General features: G+C 41.2%; 13 protein-coding genes. 8 read left to right on the forward strand and 5 right to left on the reverse strand.

Annotated features, from left to right (window positions below; all coding sequences use genetic code 11):
- Nucleotides 1-76 precede the first annotated feature (76 nt).
- Genes ORQ98_RS21205 through ORQ98_RS21220 form a run of 4 tightly spaced genes read left to right on the forward strand, consistent with a single transcriptional unit; the run spans nt 77 to nt 3507 of the window.
- On the forward strand, nt 77-919 hold the full coding sequence (locus ORQ98_RS21205; protein WP_274690827.1) for an AAA family ATPase: 843 nt from the start codon (nt 77-79) through the stop codon (nt 917-919).
- 6 nt (nt 920-925) lie between these two features.
- The gene (locus ORQ98_RS21210; protein WP_274690828.1) at nt 926-2104 is read left to right on the forward strand and encodes a vWA domain-containing protein; all 1179 of its coding nucleotides are present in this window, start codon (nt 926-928) and stop codon (nt 2102-2104) included.
- Complete coding sequence (locus ORQ98_RS21215) at nt 2101-2523, forward strand: thiol-disulfide oxidoreductase DCC family protein (RefSeq protein WP_274690829.1); 423 nt, start codon at nt 2101-2103, stop codon at nt 2521-2523. The genes ORQ98_RS21210 and ORQ98_RS21215 overlap by 4 nt, the downstream gene beginning before the upstream one ends.
- 54 nt (nt 2524-2577) lie before the next feature.
- Nucleotides 2578-3507 (forward strand): YopT-type cysteine protease domain-containing protein, encoded by a 930-nt coding sequence (locus ORQ98_RS21220; RefSeq protein WP_274690830.1) that lies wholly within the window; start codon nt 2578-2580, stop codon nt 3505-3507.
- A gap of 320 nt (nt 3508-3827) precedes the next feature.
- On the opposite strand, the gene ORQ98_RS21225 is transcribed toward ORQ98_RS21220, so the two are convergent.
- From ORQ98_RS21225 to ORQ98_RS21245, 5 genes are all read right to left on the reverse strand, one after another.
- Complete coding sequence (locus ORQ98_RS21225) at nt 3828-6458, reverse strand: collagenase (RefSeq protein ID WP_274690831.1); 2631 nt, start codon at nt 6456-6458, stop codon at nt 3828-3830.
- Between the two features lie 360 nt (nt 6459-6818).
- Nucleotides 6819-9470 (reverse strand): collagenase, encoded by a 2652-nt coding sequence (locus tag ORQ98_RS21230; protein WP_274690832.1) that lies wholly within the window; start codon nt 9468-9470, stop codon nt 6819-6821.
- Nucleotides 9471-9796: 326 nt separating this feature from the next.
- Nucleotides 9797-10921 carry a glycine cleavage system aminomethyltransferase GcvT gene (gcvT, locus tag ORQ98_RS21235; RefSeq protein ID WP_274690833.1) on the reverse strand — a complete coding sequence of 375 codons (1125 nt, stop codon included), beginning with the start codon at nt 10919-10921 and terminating at the stop codon, nt 9797-9799.
- A 48-nt stretch (nt 10922-10969) separates the two neighbouring features.
- On the reverse strand, nt 10970-12343 hold the full coding sequence (locus ORQ98_RS21240; protein WP_274690834.1) for an alanine/glycine:cation symporter family protein: 1374 nt from the start codon (nt 12341-12343) through the stop codon (nt 10970-10972).
- Between the two features lie 1020 nt (nt 12344-13363).
- The gene (locus ORQ98_RS21245) at nt 13364-13984 is read right to left on the reverse strand and encodes a helix-turn-helix domain-containing protein (RefSeq protein ID WP_274690835.1); all 621 of its coding nucleotides are present in this window, start codon (nt 13982-13984) and stop codon (nt 13364-13366) included.
- 406 nt (nt 13985-14390) lie between these two features.
- Here ORQ98_RS21245 and ORQ98_RS21250 point away from each other — a divergent pair, with 406 nt between their 5' ends.
- The 4 genes from ORQ98_RS21250 (at nt 14391) to gcvP (ending at nt 20606) form a co-directional block, all read left to right on the forward strand.
- On the forward strand, nt 14391-15770 hold the full coding sequence (locus tag ORQ98_RS21250) for an L-serine ammonia-lyase (RefSeq protein ID WP_274690836.1): 1380 nt from the start codon (nt 14391-14393) through the stop codon (nt 15768-15770).
- 63 nt (nt 15771-15833) lie between these two features.
- Nucleotides 15834-17132: a serine hydroxymethyltransferase gene (gene glyA / locus ORQ98_RS21255; protein WP_274690837.1), complete on the forward strand. Its 1299-nt coding sequence runs from the start codon at nt 15834-15836 to the stop codon at nt 17130-17132.
- Between the two features lie 42 nt (nt 17133-17174).
- The gene (gene gcvH, locus ORQ98_RS21260) at nt 17175-17567 is read left to right on the forward strand and encodes a glycine cleavage system protein GcvH (protein WP_274690838.1); all 393 of its coding nucleotides are present in this window, start codon (nt 17175-17177) and stop codon (nt 17565-17567) included.
- A 138-nt stretch (nt 17568-17705) separates the two neighbouring features.
- Entirely contained in the window at nt 17706-20606 is a 2901-nt protein-coding gene (gene gcvP / locus ORQ98_RS21265; protein WP_274690839.1) for an aminomethyl-transferring glycine dehydrogenase, read from the forward strand.
- Nucleotides 20607-20862 lie beyond the last annotated feature (256 nt).

The following is a 20862-nucleotide window of genomic DNA, read 5'->3' on the forward strand; positions in this document are numbered from 1 at the left end:
ATTCGCTACAGTAGCCTGATAGAAAAGTGACAGGCTTAAAAGGCTTTAGATTAAAAAGATAGCTGGTATAAACACAATGAAATTTTCAAGTACCAAGGAATACGTAGCGGCGGATGAGCTAACGATGGCAGTCAATGCTGCCATTGCTTTACAGCGCCCGCTGTTGATTAAAGGAGAGCCCGGTACGGGTAAAACTATGCTGGCAGAACAGGTAGCTAAGTCCCTGGAACTGCCGTTGATTCAGTGGCATATCAAGTCCACCACCAAAGCGCAGCAAGGATTGTATGAGTATGATGCGGTCTCTCGTTTAAGGGACTCTCAGCTGGGCGATGAGCGGGTGCATGACATTGGCAATTACATTGTTAAAGGTAAGCTGTGGCAGGCCTTTGAGTCAGACCAGCCAACGGTGTTGTTGATCGATGAAATTGATAAGGCAGATATAGAGTTTCCTAATGACTTACTATTAGAGCTGGATAAAATGGAGTTTTATGTATACGAAACTCAACAGCGCATTACAGCAAAACACCGGCCTATCATTATTATTACCAGCAATAATGAAAAAGAATTACCTGATGCGTTTTTAAGGCGCTGTTTTTTCCACTACATTAACTTTCCTGATCAGTCCACCATGCGCCAGATTGTTGAGGTTCACTATCCTGGTATTGCGGCAAAACTGGTGACAGAAGCCATGGAAATTTTTTTCTCGTTGAGAGAAGTACCAGGCTTGAAAAAGAAACCGTCAACATCAGAGCTGATTGATTGGATTAAGCTACTAATGGCGGATGAAATATCCGTTGATATTTTACGTGATCGTGATGCGAGTAAGGCTATTCCACCCTTGTATGGGGCCTTGGTAAAAAATGAGCAGGATGTGCATCTGCTGGAGCGACTAGCCTTTATGGCACGTAGAAAGCGGTAAACGGCAATGTTAATCCAATTTTTTGAAGCGATCAGAGCAGCAAAAATTCCTGTGACTATTCGGGAATGGTTAGATTTGCTGGCTGCTCTGGAAAAGCAGGTAGTATTTGCTGATATTGATCAATTTTATTATTTGGCGCGTACTTGTTTGATTAAAGATGAGCGCTATTATGACCGTTTTGACCAAGCGTTTGCCCATTACTTCAATGGGCTTGATGACTTAACTAAAGCGTTAGAAACGCTTATCCCTGATGAATGGTTACGTAAAGCCTTTGAACGGCATTTGTCTGAGGAAGAAAAACGACAAATACAGTCTTTAGGTGGCTTGGAAAAATTACTGGAAACCTTTAAAAAGCGTCTAGAAGAGCAACAAGAGCGGCATCAAGGAGGAAACCGGTGGATTGGCACGGGTGGTACCTCACCATTTGGTGCGTTTGGCTATAACCCTGAAGGCATTAGAGTTGGCCAACCGGGCTCACGGCATCGGCGGGCGGTTAAAGTGTGGGATCAACGCCAGTTTAAAAACCTAGATGGTGAGGTTGAGTTAGGCACCCGCAATATAAAAATGGCTTTACGGCGGCTTCGCAAGTTTGCCAGGCAAGGTGCAGCTGAAGAGCTTGCATTAAACGATACTATCCGAGCAACTGCTGAAAAAGGTGGGTTATTGGATATTAAAATGGTGCCGGAGCGACATAATACAGTTAAAGTGCTGCTATTGATGGATATTGGTGGCACCATGGATGACCATGTCCAGCAGTGTGAGGAGCTTTTTGCCGCCGCAAAATCTGAATTTAAACACCTGGAATTTTTTTATTTTCATAATTTTATTTATGAGGCAGTCTGGCAAGATAATTTGCGCCGTCATGATGACCGCTTATCCAGTTGGGAGTTATTACGCACTTATGGAGCAGATTATAAAGTGATTTTCGTTGGTGATGCAGCCATGTCTCCCTATGAAATTGCCATGCCTGGAGGCAGTGTTGAACATTGGAACGAAGAGGCGGGGTCAGCCTGGATGGAACGTTTTAAAGATAAGTTCACGCATATTGCCTGGTTGAACCCATTACCAGAGTCCAGTTGGGGCTATTATGAATCCTGTCAAATGATCCAGGAGCAGTTAGAAAATAATATGTTTCCCATGACCATCGACGGCTTAGAACGTGCAATGCAGCATTTAGTAAAATGACACCACCAGAAATACAACAATATCCTAAAATTATCTTATTTGATGGTGTTTGTGTGCTTTGTACTGGTTGGTCAAAATTTGTTTTAAAACGGGATGTTCAGAAGCAGTTTGTGATGGCCACTGTGCAATCGCCGGTTGGTCAGCGTTTGTTGAGTTGGTTGGAAATGCCTTTAGATGAATTTGAAACTATGATTTATTTGGAGAAAGGCCAGTGTTACACCCATCTTGAAGCCTTTTTAAAAATTATCCAGTCTTTTGCCTGGCCATGGCGAATATTGTTAGTATTAAAGCTCATTCCTCGACGTTATCGGGATAAACTTTACTGTTTTGTAGCCAGCCGTCGCTACCGTTGGTTTGGTAAACGGCAACGTTGTTTTATACCTTCAGTAGAGCAGAGAGCGCAAATTTTACAGGATTAACTAAAAGCCTTCAAAGAGTATATTTTAAAATTAAAAAATGGATAAGGATATTTTGTGAGTCATATACAAGGGATTTCTCAGCCTCAGCCGTTCGTAGTTGGTAAGCTTTCTTCACAACAATCAAACGCAGTCAACTGGTCTGGTAGAAAATTACAACTAACTAACCCTCAAGTGACAGAAAAATTCATTGATGGCTCTTACAATGAAGTTGCAAAGGCAAGCACTCATTATAAACAAGATTTTAAAAATAGCGAGTTAAGCAATAGCAAACTAACCCCTGCCAATGGGAAGGCTAAAAAACTTTATTGCCGTCAAGGGCTGTTAAGCCCGATGTTGATTATCAAGCGGCTAATAAAAAAGTACGACAATGCTACTTTTCAACGGTTTTCCCAAGGTGGATATATCGGTGATGTACCATTTGGTAAAGGGGGGATTTGTGCGGCGCTAGTGATGAAATGGTTTGGTTCGTTAGCTCATAATATTGATTTTTTCTCTGATATTGGACCCTATTACACTGAATTAAAAAAAGCGGCAGCTGATGGCCGGGAAGAAATTTTTCAGTTGGCAATAAATTATTATACCGATATTTATGGGGGTGACCCTGGCCATGCAGATGCGAGCTGGAATGCAAGGCAAGCCACAGACAAAAAGGTATTGGCAGATTATTTAGCTGATTATGGGATAACCGATAAGGGCTATTTGCTGCGTGAAGATCAATTAAATACGGATAAACTGGCTGCCTGCTTAAATCAACCTGGCTATTATGATATTGGTATTTATTTTTCGGAAGGCGGTGGCGGACATGCAATAGGCGTTGCTATTAAACAGACTGAACTGGAGAAAATGGAATATCGATTATTTGATCCTAATTACGGTGAATTATTATTTAATGATCAGCAATCATTACAAGCGGCGGTAAAAGACTATATTAGTTGGATATATCCTAATCATACAGGTAAGTGCCGAGTACAGTTATTTACATAAGGGCACCTCTAATAATTGTTTATCGCCTCTGCGCAACCTGACGGGGTCTTGCTCAAGACGGCTTGCGACGTGTAAGGCTGGTTGCCTTTCCTAGCAAGCCAACACAGAGCTAGGGCTCGTCAGGCAGCGCCCTTTGGGGCCTTTAGGCAAAGCCGCACTCTGTGTTATTGTTTTTCGACAGGCCACCAGCATGCCTTCAAAACAATGCCTTAATTGCAACTTTGCCTAAAGGCCAGAGATTGTAAGCAATTATTAGAGGTGCCCATAAAAAAAGCCCCCTACAGAAGGGGGCTGCTGAGACAATTCCTCGAAACTAACGACTACATCGAGAAAGGTGCTGGCGCAATACTGGCTCGGTCTGCAGCTGTCGGTTGTTTATGAGAGTGGTGGCGCTGACTGTGTTGATGGGTACCAGGCACAGGCTCATTTTCTGCTGCAGCAGCGAGTTGATCCCCAGACTGAGTTTTTCTCCAGTTGCTAACGAGTGTGTTTAACCAGTCATAATATTGATTGCTGTAAGCACTTACTAAAGTTTGCATATGGCGTTGGTAACTGTCTAAGTCATCATTTCTTAAGTATTCAGCCAATTTTTTGTGCTGACTGGGGTACTGTGACTGCAAGAAGCGGTGCAGAGTATAAGACCAGTTATAAACCATAGTGTTACCAGATGAATAATCAATATTGGCAATCTGGTGCATTGAAGGCATACCGGATTGAGCTGCACGACTGATTTCATCCATGCTGTAGTAGTCATCTTTCCAGGCAATATACTCAGCTAAGCCTTCAGTCCACCAAGTGGTTTTATTTAGAGGATAGTAACCAAAGTTGCCGAACATATTAAAGCGACCATCTAAATAGTGCACATACTCATGGCGTAAGTTCCAAACCTGCCATTTACCCCAGCGTTTGTCTTCATAAACAAATAAGCGGGCTTGGTTGTCATCACGTTCGGGGCTTCCTTCAATATAAATACCACCGTTATTGGTTGAAACACCATAGAGTAATGAGCCAAACTTGCTGTATTGCTTTTTATCATTAAAGATAACTAGCTCTAACGCTTGGTTATTGTCTTTTGAAACAGGTTGCCATTGGGTACTCATAATTGAGTGGAATTCGCCTTCTTGGCTGTTTAAGGTAGCGCAAATTTCATTTTTTTGTTGCGTTGTTAATTCCTGGTACCGCAGCTTTAAGGAAGCACTACATTGATGAGTGTAAGGTAAGGCTTCAGCAATTGTGTAGATATAACACATACCAGAAAACTCATTTTGGCAGCTTTCCTTGGCATTATCCTGGCGAGTTTTCTTCACATAATAAGTGTAGAAGCTGGACTGCAGGTCTTTAATTTCTGCATAGTTGTGATGGTGCTTCATAATAGCCACAGCATTGTTTTCAAGCTGTTTATTCCACTGCGTTTGCTCTGTTAAGTGGAGGTTACCCAGGGCTTCAATGATATTAAATAAAATAAAGGGGTCCTTACCATGATAATGGCTTTCCCAAATGGCTAAGTCGCTCTTGCCTAATTGGCCTAAGGCGATAGGCAATTGCGTTTCTGCAAGTAAAGCATCACGAAGTGAACTATCTTCTAAATTAGGTTGATCTACCTGGAAACCTAAAATATCGATTAATGTTAAGTATTCAAATATTGCGGTGCTATAACCGGCCTGACCATTAATTTCAGCAGCGTTAACAGCTAAGTGTTGGGTAATTTTGGTAAGAGTAGGGATATGGCTTGCGTAAATAGTTTGTGCGGTTGGAATTCTCACATAACCATTAAGCGCAACTACATAACCTTCTAAAGCACGGGCAGCATTGTAACTTACACTGTAAAAATCACTCATTTGAGTGACATTAGCTAGTGCTTGAGAAGCAAGTGTCGATACGCTAACAGGTATATCTTTGGTTTCTTTTACATAATTCCAGCCGCGCAAATAAGTAAATAACTGATGTAATGCTTCATCTTTAATATCATTTTGCTGGGCTAAAAAAGCAATGGCTTGAAACACATCTTTTAATTGTGCTGCTGATAAATGTTGGTAACTAGCATTATAAAAACTGCTGGCTTTTTTATTGTTTAAAATACTGTGTACAGTTGCAGGAAAATCACTTTTACTATTCCAATGAGAAGGAAATAATTCAGTGACGACCGTTGGCTTAGTTGGTTTAACTGGTTGGGTCGGCTTAACGGGTTTAGTCGGTTTTACCGGCTTTGTTGTCACTGGCTTTGTTGGTTTGTTGGTGTTAGTTGTATTAGTAGTGGTTGTCGTTGTTGGTTTAGTTGGGGTTGTAGTATTATCAAATAATAAATGTACAGAAGAAGTATTTGAGTAAGTTTTACCATCAAATACCCGGTAGGAGAAAATATCCTGATCAACATTGGCTGTTGAATAATAGGTGAATTTACCGGTTGTTGAATTTAATTTTAATTCACCATGTTTGGGCTGGCTAACCACTTGATAGGTCAATGGGTCATTATCTTTATCTTCTGCCCATACCCAACTATTCAGTAATTTGCCTTTTTCTACAGCATTGCTGTGGCCCAATGTGGCAGGTGCTTGGTTATTGGTATTGTTAGTTGGCTGATTGGTGATGCTGTTTTTATCAAATAAAAATTGAACGACTGACTCATTGGAATACTGGTAACCATCCCAGACTTTAAAGCGAAATTCGTCATAGTCAGCTTTAGGGCTATGGGCTGTATAAGTAAAGGTGCCTTTGTAATTGTCAAAGGAAAGGGTGCCGTATTTAGGGGGAGACATGAGTTGATAATAAAGGGGCTGCTTTTCTGGGTCTTGTCCCCAAACCTGGGATTTCACTGATTTACCAAGCGCTGCTTGATGGCTTTGGCTCATGGTGGTGGGAGCTTGATTGGCAAGCACTGGGAATGATGCCAGTAATGTTGCTACGCAAGAAGCGGCAGCCAGGTTAGTAATTGCTCCGTTTGGCTTTCTCACTTTCACACCTCTATCAATTGAATGTTTGAATAATTGCGCGAATTATGATCATTAATGGAACATGTGGTGTGATGTGGTTCAAAAAAATACAGTACTAACGTCCCGTCAATAATGTGATTGTGTTTGTTTTGTGAGCTGGTTGGCTAACTTATGAAAATGTAAACATTGTAAAAATAATTTTTATTTATGTATAAACATTTATATTATTTAGCAGTCTATTTTTTTAAGTTATTAAAAAACATCAAAAATTAAAGTAAAGGAATAAAAAAAGCGCCTGTTGAGGCGCTTTTTATTACACGTTCTAAGGAATGCTAATAAAAAGTTCCCCCTTAAACTTAAGGGGGGATTGAGGCTTTATTATTATTCAAATAGTGGAGGACGTAGGGCAGTTGCCTGATCAACAGCAGTTGGCATATGGTTAGCGTGATGGTTGTTTCTAGAGTGTAGACTGTCACCTGTCATACTATGACCCATTGAGTGTTGCTTACTTCTTAAATCATTGATGAGATTATTCACCCAATTGTAATACTCATTACTGTAACGTCGCTTCATTGAGTCAAGCTCAGCTTTGTAGGCATCAAATTGATTATTGCGTAAATGCTGAATTAGACTTAAATACTCGGCTCTATGTTTTTCATAGAAGAATCGGTTTACTGTATATGACCAGTCATATATCAGCGTTTGTGATTCTCCATAAATGACACCAATAATTTTATCGAGTGAAGGTATTCCTTTTTTAGCTGAATTTAATAGGCTGTTAACACCATCTTGACGATAGTTTTTATTCCATGCAAAGAACTCTGCTAATCCCTCCGTAGACCAGACAATATTATTTCCTTTTACAGATGTATTGTAATTTCCAAAATCACCATACTTGTTAAATCGGCCATCAAGATAGTGGACATATTCGTGTTGTAAGTTTCTGATGTCCCACTTGCCAAACCTATTTTCTTCGTAAACAAACAACCTAGCCTGGTTGCCTTGTTTAGAAGGAATACCTTCCAGATAATATCCACCATTGTTTGTATCTAAGTACTTATATAGAGCTGACCCATAGCGTTGGTAATCTTCTCTAGAGTTAAAAACCACTAGCTCTAAATCTTCATTAAAATCATCTTTAACAGGCTGCCAGTTTGTCCCCATTTGAGCATGGAAGTCATATTCTTGGCGACTGAGCCTTGCACATACCCCTTTAACTTCTGACTGAGAGAGTTGCTGGTACCGCAGTTTTAATGAGTTACTGCATTGATGAGTATAAGGCAATATTTCAGCTACTTGTAATTTATAGCAAAGCCCAGAAAACTTGCTATTACAGGTTTCTTCAGCGTTATTTGGATATACTTGACTAACATAATATTTGTAGAATGAGGATTTTAATTCCCGCTGGTCCGGGTAACCTGACTGAGCTTTGACAATATCAATTATATTTTGCTCAACCTGTTGGTTCCAAACTTCCTCTCCAGCAAAGTTCAAACTACCCAATATCCACAGAGTATTAAGTAAGATGAATCCATCATCCTTTCGTTTACCATATCGGTCTTTAAAAAGAGCAAGGGAGCTTTTACCCAGTTTATTCATAGTACTAGGTAAGGAGGGTTGTGAAAGGATTGCTTGCTTAAATAGTTCCCCATCATTATTTGCATAATATGTGTATAACTTAAGCGTTTTAAATACAGTGAAAATGGCTTTAGTGTAGCCTCTTGCACCATTAACAGCCTCTTGCTGCTGATAAAGTCTACTAAAGAAACCTTCTAGGTTAGTCAGCTGGTTTGTAAACACAGTACGTATAGATTTATTGCGGATAACATGATCTAAAATAGTGGCATAGCCATCTACAATAATTGAGGATCTATAATTAATATCAGCCCAGATATCAGGATCTATATTCGCTATTTCAGGCATATTAATTAGTTGTGAAAGGACATTGTTTATCAATGTTGCATCAGCGGTTGAGAATTCACTGGCAGAGTTTGAGGCAAACCACGCTTTTAAGTAAACAATTAACCCTTCAAAGGCTTGATCACTTGGATTCTGTTGATCAACTAAAAGTGCTAATGCGCTAAAAATATCAAGGACTTCATATTTTGTATAAACACCCATTGTCATACTGTTTTGCTGAGAGTATGTAGAGGATAAAATAGACCTTACATGACTGGGGAGGCTCTCTTTGCTTGTCCAATGTGAAGGGTATAAATTAGTAGTAATTGTGGTGGGTGTTACTGGCTTAACGGGCTTTGTAGGCTTGGTTTTTTTCGTGGTAGTTGTCGTTACTGGTTTTACAGGCTTTGTTGGTTTTATTTTTTTTGTAGTAGTCGTTGTTGTTGAGTAGTTGTTAAATGACAGATACACAGAAGATACATTTGAATAGTCTCTGCCATCAAATACTCGGAATGAAAAAATATCTTGTTTTACATTTGCTGTCGAGAAATAAGTAAATTGCCCTGTTGTGGAATCTAATGTCAAGTTTCCATGTTTGGGCTCTTTAACTACAGTGAATGTAAGCGCATCATTATCTTTATCTACGCCATAAGCTCTATGTTTAAATAGTTTACCCTTCTCTATATAGTTTGTTTGCCCCATAGTAGTTGGAGCGTGGTTACGAGCTGTTGGTTTGGTTGTTTTTGTTGGAGTGGTAGGCTTTTGGGTTATTTGTTTACCATCAAATAAAAACTGTACTACAGACTCGTTGGAATACTGGTAACCATCCCAGACTTTAAAGCGAAATTCATCATAGTCAGCTTTAGGACTATAAGCAGTATAAGTAAAGGTGCCTTTATAATTATCAAAGGAAAGGGTGCCATATTTAGGGGAAGACATGAGTTGATAATAAAGGGGCTGTTTTTCTGGGTCTTGTCCCCAAACCTGGGATTTCACTGATTTACCAAGAGTCGCTTGATGGCTTTGACTCATGGTGGTGGGGGCTTGATTGGCAAAAGCTGGGGATGATGCCAGCAATGTTGCTACGCAAGAAACAGCAGCCAGGTTAGTAATTGCTCCGTTTGGCTTTCTCACTTTCACACCTCTATGAATTGAATGTTTAAATAGTGAGGTGAATTATGAGAATTAATGGAACGAGTGGAGTGATGTTGTTCAAAAATTGTTCTGATCAATATCTCGTCAATACTGTGAAGCAGTTTGTTTTGTGATCAGGTTGGCTAACTTATAAATTTGTAAAGAATGTAAATATAATGCTTATTTATGTATAAACATTTTTATTATTATTTACTTTATTGTTTTTGTTATTAAGAGAGTGATGAAACTTAAAAAAAGCAATAAAAAAGCGCCTATAGGCGCTTTTTAAAATAGAAAAATATTCTCTCGAATATTAAAAATTCTGGTTAGCCTCTGTAATAACGCTGTTCTACAAATGGCGTTTTAGCGACTTTAATGGGTAGTGATTTACCTCTAACCTGAGCATATACTTCAGTATCTAAGGCACTATAGGCCGTTTCTACATAGCCCATAGCAATTGGGCCACCAAAGCTTGGTCCAAAACCGCCGCTGGTCACTTTACCAATTTCTTTACCTTCACTATTTGTTAGCACAACACCTTCCCGGATAGGAGCTTTTCCCTGTGGTAATAAACCGACGCGTTTGGTTTGCCAGTTTTTTTCAGTGATTTGTTCAAGGATTTTTGCTTCACCGATAAATCCTCCAGCACGGCTGCCACCGGGTCTTCTGGACTTACTAATAGCCCAAATCAAACTTCCTTCCAGTGGGGTAGTGGTAGAGTCAAGGTCATGACCGTATAAACACAAACCGGCTTCCAGTCTTAATGAGTCACGAGCACCTAAGCCAATGGCTTCGACTTCGGGCTCTGCAAGCAGTAAGCGGGCAAGCGCTTCGGCTTGATCGGCTGGGACAGAAATTTCATAACCATCTTCACCGGTATAACCTGAACGGCTTACAAAACAATCAATGTCTTTTATGGTCAGCGCCTTAGCATCCATGAAGACCATGTCACTGACAGTAGGTGCTAATCTGGCCAATACATTAGCGGCTTCAGGGCCTTGTAAAGCAAGTAAGGCTCGATCGGCTAAAATGTTAATTGTTACGTCTTCTGGCAGATGTTGTTGTAAATGAGCAATATCCTGCTCTTTACAGGCTGCATTAACGACAACAAACAAAAAGTCACCCATATTGCTGACCATTAAATCATCTAGGATGCCACCTGATTCGTCTGTAAATAAGGCATAGCGTTGTTTTCCGGCAGGTAGATCAATAATATCTACTGGTACCAGCTTTTCTAAAGCCTGTGCGGCTTGGCTACCAATCAACTGAACCTGCCCCATATGGGAGACATCAAAAAGACCTGCTTTTGCTCGGGTATGTAAATGCTCGTTTTTAACGCCCAGTGGGTACTGCACTGGCATTTGATAACCGGCAAAAGGCACCATTTTCGCCCCTAACTCAAGATGTAAGTCATACAAAGGGGTTTTCAATAATGCATCATTTGTGGTCATAATTATCTCCCATAAAAAAGCGGTGTAGCATAGGCTACACCTGTTTACTTAGTCATTGGATGGCACAGCCTGGCCTTCAATTTCCTCTTGACGCTTAGCAAAATATTCACGAGTCAGCTTGATAATGACAGGACTCAATGCTGCTAATGCAATCAGGTTAGGAATAGCCATTAAGGCATTTAGAATGTCAGCAATAATCCATACCAAATCCAGACTGGCGATAGCACCAACAGGTACAGCAATTACCCAGATTAAACGGAAAGGTACAATGGCTTTTTCACCTAGTAGGTATTGCACACAACGCTCGCCGTATACACTCCAGCCTAAAATAGTAGTGAAGGCAAAAATGGCAAGGCCAATCGTTACAATAGAGCTGCCTATGCCAGGTAAGGTTGTTTCAAAAGCAAGGGACGTCATAGCGGCCCCTTTAACACCAGTGGTAGTTTGCCAAGCGCCAGAGGCAACAATTGCTAGGCCAGTAATTGAACAGACGATAATGGTGTCAATAAAGGTACCCAGCATTGCAATTAAGCCTTGTTTAACTGGGCTATTGGTTTGAGCAGAAGCGTGAGCAATCGGTGCACTACCAATACCTGCTTCGTTAGAAAATACACCGCGAGCAACACCAAAGCGAATAGCTGCGGCGACACCTGCACCAACAAAACCTCCAGTGGCTGCGGTACCAGAGAATGCACTGGTAAAGATCAGTTCTAATGCAGCTGGAATTTGATCCAAATTCAACGCTAGAACCACTATGCCTGCTAATAAATAAGCAATGGCCATAAATGGCACAAGTTTTCCTGCTACTTTAGCAATAGATTTAATTCCACCAATTAATACTGCACCGACTAAGACCATCATGACGATACCAGTGACAGTTGGTGAAATACTGAAGTTTTCTTGGAGGGCGTTAGCGACTGAGTTGGCTTGAACGGTATTCCCCATACCAAATCCAGTAATTGACCCTAATACGGCGAAAGTGGTACCTAGCCATAACCAGGATTTTGGCAGACCATTTTTGATGTAATACATCGGGCCGCCAACATGGTTACCATTTTTATCTTTTTCACGGTATTTGACAGCACACACAGCCTCTCCATATTTGGTTGCCATCCCAACCAGTGCAGTACACCACATCCAGAATAAGGCACCTGGGCCACCTAATGTAATCGCTGTGGCTACGCCAGCAATATTACCTGTACCAATGGTGGCAGATAATGAAGTCATTAAGGCATTAAAAGGAGAAATTTCACCCGCTTCTTTGGATTCTTTTCGACCACCCCATAATAATTTGAAAGCTAAACCGAGTTTGCGAATTGGCATAAATCCCAGTCGCAAGCTTAAAAATAAGCCAACACCCAGGATAAGAAATAACATGGCAGGTCCCCAGACAAACCCGCTAATTGAATTAAGTATTTCCATAAGCACCATCTCTATTATTTTATCTAGCAGTTGATTTGGGCTTGATGACATTTGCCTAAAAATTAACCGTTGTGGCTAAAAGCACTTCAACCAAGGCGTGAGGAGTGCAGTTGGGTTATGCCAGTCGGCCCAATTGTTGTTATAAATCATGCTGTTAATACAGCACAAGATAATTAAAGGACTACGATCCTACATTGGTTTTGCATTTAGTGGTAGTTTGATTTTCATATGTTGTTCTTTTGATCACCTTTATTGTAAGTTGCTCTGTTGTTGTAATAATGCCGCTTTTTTGTTTGTTTATTAGGCGTAAATGTCGAGCGATAGGGGGCAAGCTATTGGTAGCCGTTGGTTAGTATGACAATAATATTGCTCCCACCATGCATTTTATACAGCAAATGATTTATTTCAATCATCACATGTTATGTTTGACTTGTTTTGTTAATTATTTGTTGGTAGTCGACATGCTGCTTTTTTGTAGTTTGGCTTGCTCAGTGTAAAGCTGGCTGTTGTGTAAGTAAGCCTATGCTTGTTTTAATTCTGTAAAATTACCTTATTTATTGTTGTATTTTTGTTGTGGTAATTAATTTAGTTTGCCATTGGCTGATAGCCTGCGGTCTTTTTAATAGTCAATTTTTCCCAGCTTTTTACTTATATTCGGTTTGTCTTTGTCTATCTTGGCTAGTTAAATTAGCGATTTATTTAAAGCCAGCTCAAAGTCAAAACACGCTCAAGGCAATTAAATTTGTTTCTTATTGGAAACAACCTATCTTATTTGCTAAATCGATGCAAGTGTTGGAAATGGAAAATGTCTCGAATGAATGTAACAGAATGTTAACAATCACTATGCTCTAGCCCAAGCTTTCAGCTAGGCATCAATAGTGTTGGGCATTTAAGATCAGTAGGTAGGTTAGGAAAACATGCTGATGGCTATCGCTGGTGAGTGAAGCAAATTGGGGCAGGGCAGCAGCCGGTGATTACTGCTGCTGGTGGGTAACGGGATAATTACGCTTGATACCAGTTTTAGTTCGCTGTTACCCATAGAATATGGGCATCTTCTTTACTGGTTGAGACTAAAGCGTGGCCCATATTGGCATCGTAATAGACACTATCACCTGCCTGTAACTCTACAGGTTCATAAAACTCTGAATAAAAAAGTAATGAGCCGGAAAGAAGGAGTAAAAACTCTTCACCTTCGTGTCGTACCCATTCTTGGTATTCACTAAATGAGCGAGCCCGTACATAGGACTTAAAAGGCAACATTTTTTTGTGAATCAGCTGGGTTGCCAGCAACTCATGTTCATAGGTAGGGGTAGGGTGAGGTTTGCCTTCGTTAACCCGGGTAATATCACGCCGCCCTGTAGCATGTGAGGTTTTAGGCTGGGTAAACAGTTGTGGTAAGTCGATACCCAGGCCTTGAATTAATTTTTGCACCGCGGTAAACGTTGGTGAAATTTGATCATTTTCAATTTTGGATAAGGTCGAGCGGGCCAAGCCTGTACGTTGGCTGACTTCTTCCAGGGTCCAGTTATTACTTAGGCGGATTTCTTTTAACCGTTTACCTAATTGCAAAGGTTCCACGTAAGCTTCACTGGATAGAAAAGATGTGTCCAGTTTAGGCAAGCCGGGGGTTTCATCCGCCATAAAATTTCCTTAACACTAACCGCTATTTAAGCAACAGGATAGTACAGAAAGGATAACTTAATGAAAAGGCAAGGATTTTCTTGTTAGTTAAAGTAGCAAAAAATTCGTCGCAAACAATGACTAGAGTTGACCTTAAGTTTCCAATAGGAAACAAAGTTGATTTAACGAGAAAAGATTGTTAGTCTTCCCTCCATCATCTCTATATTGTGTTTAATTAGTGGTTAAGCGAGTTGCTAACAAAGGGTTTTTAACAAAGAAGCAGTTAAGAACCGGCTCTAAAGGTTAGCCAGTGACAATGAAAAGCTTGCTCAAGTACTTAGTACCAATGCAGAAAGAAAGCAGTGTGTATTTAAGGCAATGTGTACTTGAAAAAACAAGCAGTTTATTAAAATTGAGTACCTAAAACATGGCGCTGAGTATTTTTGACCTATTTAAAGTGGGGGTTGGGCCGTCCAGCTCACACACAGTTGGGCCAATGGTGGCAGCCAATCGTTTCTTGGCTGAACTAGCCAAACGACAACAACTTAGTCAGGTGGTTAAGGTAAAGGTTGCTTTATACGGCTCATTGGCGTTAACCGGTAAAGGCCATGCAACAGATATTGCTGTATTGTTGGGGTTATTAGGAGAAGCTCCAGCAACAGTTAATCCGGATCGTGTGCCAGAATATATTCAAGCAATTAATACCCATCTTCAGTTAAAACTGGCAGGGGAACATCTGATTAGATTTAACCCGGCTGACGATATTCATTTTCATTGTCAAGCAAGCCTGCCTGAGCATCCTAATGGCATGCAAATATTAGCTTATGATCAGCATGGAATGTTGTTATTTGAAGGAACTTATTTTTCTGTGGGCGGTGGTTTTGTTGTCACTAAAGGTGAAAAAACTACCAGTGATCAAGATGTGACTGTGCCGTTAGTATTTAACTCAGGAAAAGAGTTGCTATCGTTGTGTCAGCAGCACCAGCTGTCGATTGCTGAGCTGGTATTAAAAAATGAGCAAGCATTGCAACCTGATTTAACTCAACAGCAGCTGTATGATCAGATTTATTCAATTTGGGAAGTCATGGATAGCTGTATTAGACGAGGTTGTCAGCAGTCAGGTGAGCTACCTGGTGGTTTAAAAATTAAGCGTCGTGCTGCTGAATTTTATCGAGAATTAACCAATAAGCCTGAAGCCGCTTTAAAAGATCAGTTAACGGTAATGGATTGGGTTAATTTGTTTGCCATGGCAGTTAATGAAGAAAATGCAGCGGGTGGTCGAGTTGTGACTGCGCCTACGAATGGTGCTGCTGGGGTAATTCCTGCCGTGCTAGCTTATTATGATCGATTTGTGCATGGGGCTAGTCGTGAAGGGATTGTCAAGTTTATGGCAACAGCGACAGCCATCGGCATGTTATATAAGCAAAACGCTTCTATTTCAGCAGCAGAAGTGGGTTGCCAGGGCGAAATAGGTGTGGCCTGTTCGATGGCAGCAGGTGCATTAACTGCCGTATTAGGTGGCACCAATGAGCAAGTGGAAAATGCAGCAGAAATCGGTATGGAACACAATTTGGGACTAACCTGTGACCCTATTGCTGGGTTAGTGCAAGTGCCTTGTATTGAACGAAATACCATGGGAGCCGTAAAAGCCATTAATGCAGCACGGTTGGCGATCCGAGGTAATGGTGATCACCATGTTTCTCTGGATAGTGTTATTGAAACCATGCGACAAACTGGTCTCGACATGCAAGAAAAGTATAAAGAGACATCGCAGGGTGGGTTAGCCGTGAATGTAGTTGCATGTTAATTAGCAATATTAATTAAATCGTTATTAATAAAAAATTGTTGATAAATAAATTAGGGGTTAACGATGAGCCAAGTTGAATATCTCAATACAACACTTGAACAGTTTTTTGCAGAGGGATTGGCTGCTGCTGATGCTGAGGTACAACAAGCACTTAATCATGAATTTAATCGTCAACAAGATCAAATAGAATTAATTGCTTCAGAAAATATCGTATCTAAAGCTGTTTTAAATGCGCAAGGCACAGTGCTAACCAATAAATATGCAGAAGGTTATCCTGCAAAGCGTTATTATGGTGGTTGTGAGCATGTTGATGTAGTTGAACAACTAGCCATTGACCGTGCCAAGGCTTTATTTAACTGCCAGTTTGTTAATGTGCAGCCCCACTCAGGAGCTCAAGCCAATGGCGCTGTGATGCTGGCGCTTACCCAACCTGGCGATACTATTTTAGGTATGTCTTTAGATGCTGGCGGCCATTTAACGCATGGTGCCAGGCCCGCTTTATCGGGTAAATGGTTTAATGCTGTGCAGTATGGGGTGAACCCAGAAACCTTAACAATTGATTATGATGAAGTTGCACGACTAGCTAAACAACATCAACCGAAATTAATTATTGCTGGTGGCTCCGCTATTCCCCGAGAAATTGATTTTGCAAAATTCCGTGAAATTGCTGATAGCGTTGGTGCTTATTTAATGGTGGATATGGCTCATATTGCAGGCTTAGTTGCCACTGGCGCCCACCCAAGCCCTTTACTCCATGCGCATATTGTGACCACTACTACACATAAAACCCTGCGTGGGCCAAGAGGGGGGATGATTTTAAGCAATGATGAAGCACTTGGTAAAAAAATTAATTCTGCCGTTTTTCCCGGTTTGCAAGGTGGCCCTTTAATGCATGTTATTGCAGCAAAAGCAGTGGCATTTGGTGAAGCACTGACACCTGCTTTTAAAACCTATATTGATCAAGTGGTAAGCAATGCTAAAGTACTGGCTGATGTCATTGTAGAAAGAGGCTATGCGGTTGTATCGGGTGGTACAGATACTCATTTAGCATTAGTTGATTTAAGACCAAAAGGATTAAAGGGTAATAAAGCTGAAGTTAGTTTGGAAAGTGCTGGGATTACTTGTAATAAAAATGGCATCCCATTTGATACCGAAAAACCTACGATTACTTCAGGTATTCGGTTAGGTACACCGGCAGGGACCAGCCGAGGGTTTGGCAATGAAGAGTTTCGTCAGATTGGCCATTTAATTGCGGATGTGTTAGATGGTTTGGTTAATCACCCTGACAATAATGAAGTTGCAGAGCAGGCTGTTCGGGTTGAAGTGGCAAAACTATGCAAACGTTTTCCAATTTATAGCTAATTAATAATTAACTGGTCTGGATTTAACAATAAGGTAAAGCATATGAGTCAAATTCCAACGGAGCTGTATTATAGTAAGTCTCATGAGTGGGTGCAGGAAAATGACGACAATACAGTTACTGTCGGTATTACTGCCCATGCACAAGAATTATTAGGTGACTTGGTGTTTGTTGAACTGCCTGAAGTGGGTGCTAGCTTAGAAGCAGGTGAAGAGTTTGCTGTAGTCGAGTCGGTTAAGGCAGCATCTGATGTATACAGTCCTGTTTCTGGTGAAGTGGTTGCAGTCAACGAAGCATTATCTGATAACCCTGAACAAGTGAATGAAGGCCCTTTTGCAGATGGTTGGTTGATTAAAGTCAAGCTATCTGATAAATCAGAGCTGGACCAACTACTGAATGCTGATGCTTACCAAGCCGTAGTGGAAACAGAAGTTTAATCCTATCTTGCAGGAATGATTTTTTAATTTAATGCAGTCAGCTTGTTATTCAATAAAATAATGCGGCTGTCATTAACTGTGTAAAAAATGATTCATAAAAGGGATGTGATATCCCTTACTATTAGAAGGTTAATGCAGATGACAGTTGATAAACAGCCTTTGCAGCAGCTTGAACAAAATGATGCTTTTATTCAGCGTCATATCGGACCTGATCAAGCTGATAAACAGGCAATGTTAGCTACCCTGGGGGTTGATACCTTAGCGCAGCTGATTGATCAAACCGTACCTCAGTCAATTCGTTTAAAGCAGCCATTAATGCTGGGCGAAAGTATGACTGAACAAGATGCATTAGCCACGCTAAAGAAAATGGCTGCTAAAAATAAGGTGTTTAAATCTTATATTGGCATGGGTTATCACAATACCATTACGCCTAACGTGATTTTGCGCAATGTATTAGAAAACCCAGGTTGGTATACGGCTTATACCCCTTATCAGCCTGAAATTTCCCAAGGCCGACTGGAAGGTTTATTAAACTTCCAGCAAATGGTCATGGATTTAACCGGAATGGATTTAGCGAATGCTTCATTATTAGATGAGGCTACCGCTGCTGCTGAAGCCATGACTTTGTGCAAACGATCCAACCGGAAAAAAACCAATAGTTTTTTTGTGGCTGAAGATGTTCACCCACAAACGATTGATGTTATTAAAACCCGTGCTGAGTATTTTGGGTTTGATATTGTTGTGGGTAATCCTTATCAAGACCTGGCTAAACATGAAGTGTTTGGTGTACTACTGCAATATCCTACAACTGAAGGGGATATTGGTGATATCAGTGCAGTCATTCAGGCTGCTCAACAACAAAAGGCTATGACTGTCGTAGCCGCTGATATTATGAGTCTGGTGCTATTAAAGTCACCTGGCGAGCTAGGGGCTGATGTAGTAATCGGTAGTGCTCAGCGGTTTGGAGTACCTATGGGATATGGTGGGCCTCATGCTGCATTCTTTGCTACCCGAGATAAATTCAAGCGTTCAACTCCGGGGCGTATTATTGGTGTATCCAAAGATACCCGTGGTGAACTGGCGTTACGAATGGCCATGCAAACCCGTGAGCAGCATATTCGCCGGGAAAAAGCCACTTCGAATATTTGTACAGCACAAGCCTTATTAGCCAATATGGCAGGTTTTTATGTGGTTTATCATGGCCCTGCTGGCTTAAAAACCATTGCCACTCGAATTCATCGGCTGACGGCTATTTTAGCGGCTGGTCTAGCGGCGAAAGGGGCTGAGCGGGTTAATGAACAATATTTTGATACCATCACATTAAACACGGCAAATCAAACCGATGCTATTTATCAGCGAGCGTTGGCAGAGCAAGTCAATTTAAGAAAAGTGGGTGATGACAAAATCAGTATTGCCTTAGATGAAACCACAACGGCAGAAGATGTACAGCAATTGTGGTCTATTATTTTAGGAGCAGACCATGGCCAGCAAGTAGCTGACTGGGATCAACAGCTTGCTGATCAGGGGCTGGCTGGAATTGCTTCTGCTTATCAGCGTAGTGATGCCATTTTAACCCACCCCGTATTTAATCAGCATCATTCCGAAACAGAAATGCTGCGTTATTTAAAACAGCTGGAAAATAAAGATATCTCATTAACCCATTCGATGATTCCGCTTGGCTCATGTACGATGAAGCTGAATGCTACAGCAGAGATGATACCCGTTACTTGGCCAGAATTTTCACAAATTCATCCGTTTGCACCAAAAGATCAAACGGTTGGGTATCAGGAAATGCTACAACAGTTGGCTGACTGGCTAATTGAAATGACGGGGTATGACGCATTGTCCCATCAGCCTAATTCCGGTGCCCAAGGGGAATATGCAGGCCTGCTGGCGATAAGTGCTTATCATAAAGCAAATGGTAATAGCCATCGTAATGTCTGCTTAATCCCTAGCTCTGCTCATGGAACCAACCCAGCCAGTGCTAGCATGCTAGGTATGGAAGTAGTGATTGTAGACTGTGACGACAATGGTAATGTCGACTTAGCTGATTTAGCGACAAAAGCTGAAAAATATGCAGATAAACTGTCGTGTATTATGATTACCTATCCTTCTACACATGGTGTGTATGAGGAAGGTGTACAAGAAATTTGTCGTATTGTGCATCAGTATGGTGGCCAGGTTTATCTGGATGGTGCTAACTTGAATGCACAGGTAGGGTTAACCAGCCCAGGATTTATCGGTGCTGATGTCTCTCATTTAAATTTGCACAAAACTTTCTGTATTCCTCATGGTGGCGGTGGCCCAGGTATGGGGCCGATTGGCGTTAAAGCCCACTTAGCCCCCTATTTGCCTAACCATGCTGTGAATTCTGTAGATGAAGCCTTAGGCAATAACGGCGCAGTTTCAGCCGCTCCCTTTGGCAGTGCCAGTATTTTACCTATTTCTTGGGTATATATTGCCTTAATGGGTACCGAAGGTATGTGCCAGGCAACAGCAGTAGCCATTCTTAATGCGAATTATATTACTGAGCAGCTCAGTGCCCATTACCCAGTTCTTTACCGAGGTAGCAATGGCCGAGTCGCCCACGAGTGCATTATTGATGTGCGTCCTATTAAAGCTGAAACGGGTATCTCAGAAGAAGATGTGGCTAAGCGATTAATGGATTTTGGTTTCCATGCGCCAACCATGTCATTTCCAGTACCCGGTACTTTAATGATTGAGCCGACGGAAAGTGAATCAAAAGCGGAACTAGACCGTTTTATCAATGCAATGATCACTATCCGTCAAGAAATTAATAAAGTTGCCGCTGGTGAATGGCAAGCTGATAATAACCCATTAGTGAATGCACCTCATACACTTGCTGATATTACCGATACTGAGTGGAATCGTCCGTATACCCGTGAAGAAGCGGTATTTCCATTAAGCTGGTTAAAGCAGCAAAAAGTGTGGCCAACCACTAACCGTATCGATAATGTCTATGGTGATCGTAACTTGGTGTGTTCATGCCCCACAACTGACAGCTATCGTACTGAGTAAAGTACCTTAACCGTACCTTTTAAAAGGTACGGCTTGTTTGACTGTATTGATTCCGTAACTCCCCTCCTAGCCCTGGTGCCACCGTGTGCCGGGGTCTTTTTATTTAGAAATAAACCCTTCGCGAAAGGACACTTAGGGTTTGTTGTCATCACTCGACCGCCGCCCCTACAAGCCTTTCGCTTTGGCTATATTAAAAAAGTGCTTGCATTTTTAGACTAATCGATAATTGCCATCAAATTAATATACGACTAATATC

The organism is Spartinivicinus poritis, from assembly GCF_028858535.1.
GTDB classification, from domain to species: domain Bacteria; phylum Pseudomonadota; class Gammaproteobacteria; order Pseudomonadales; family Zooshikellaceae; genus Spartinivicinus; species Spartinivicinus poritis.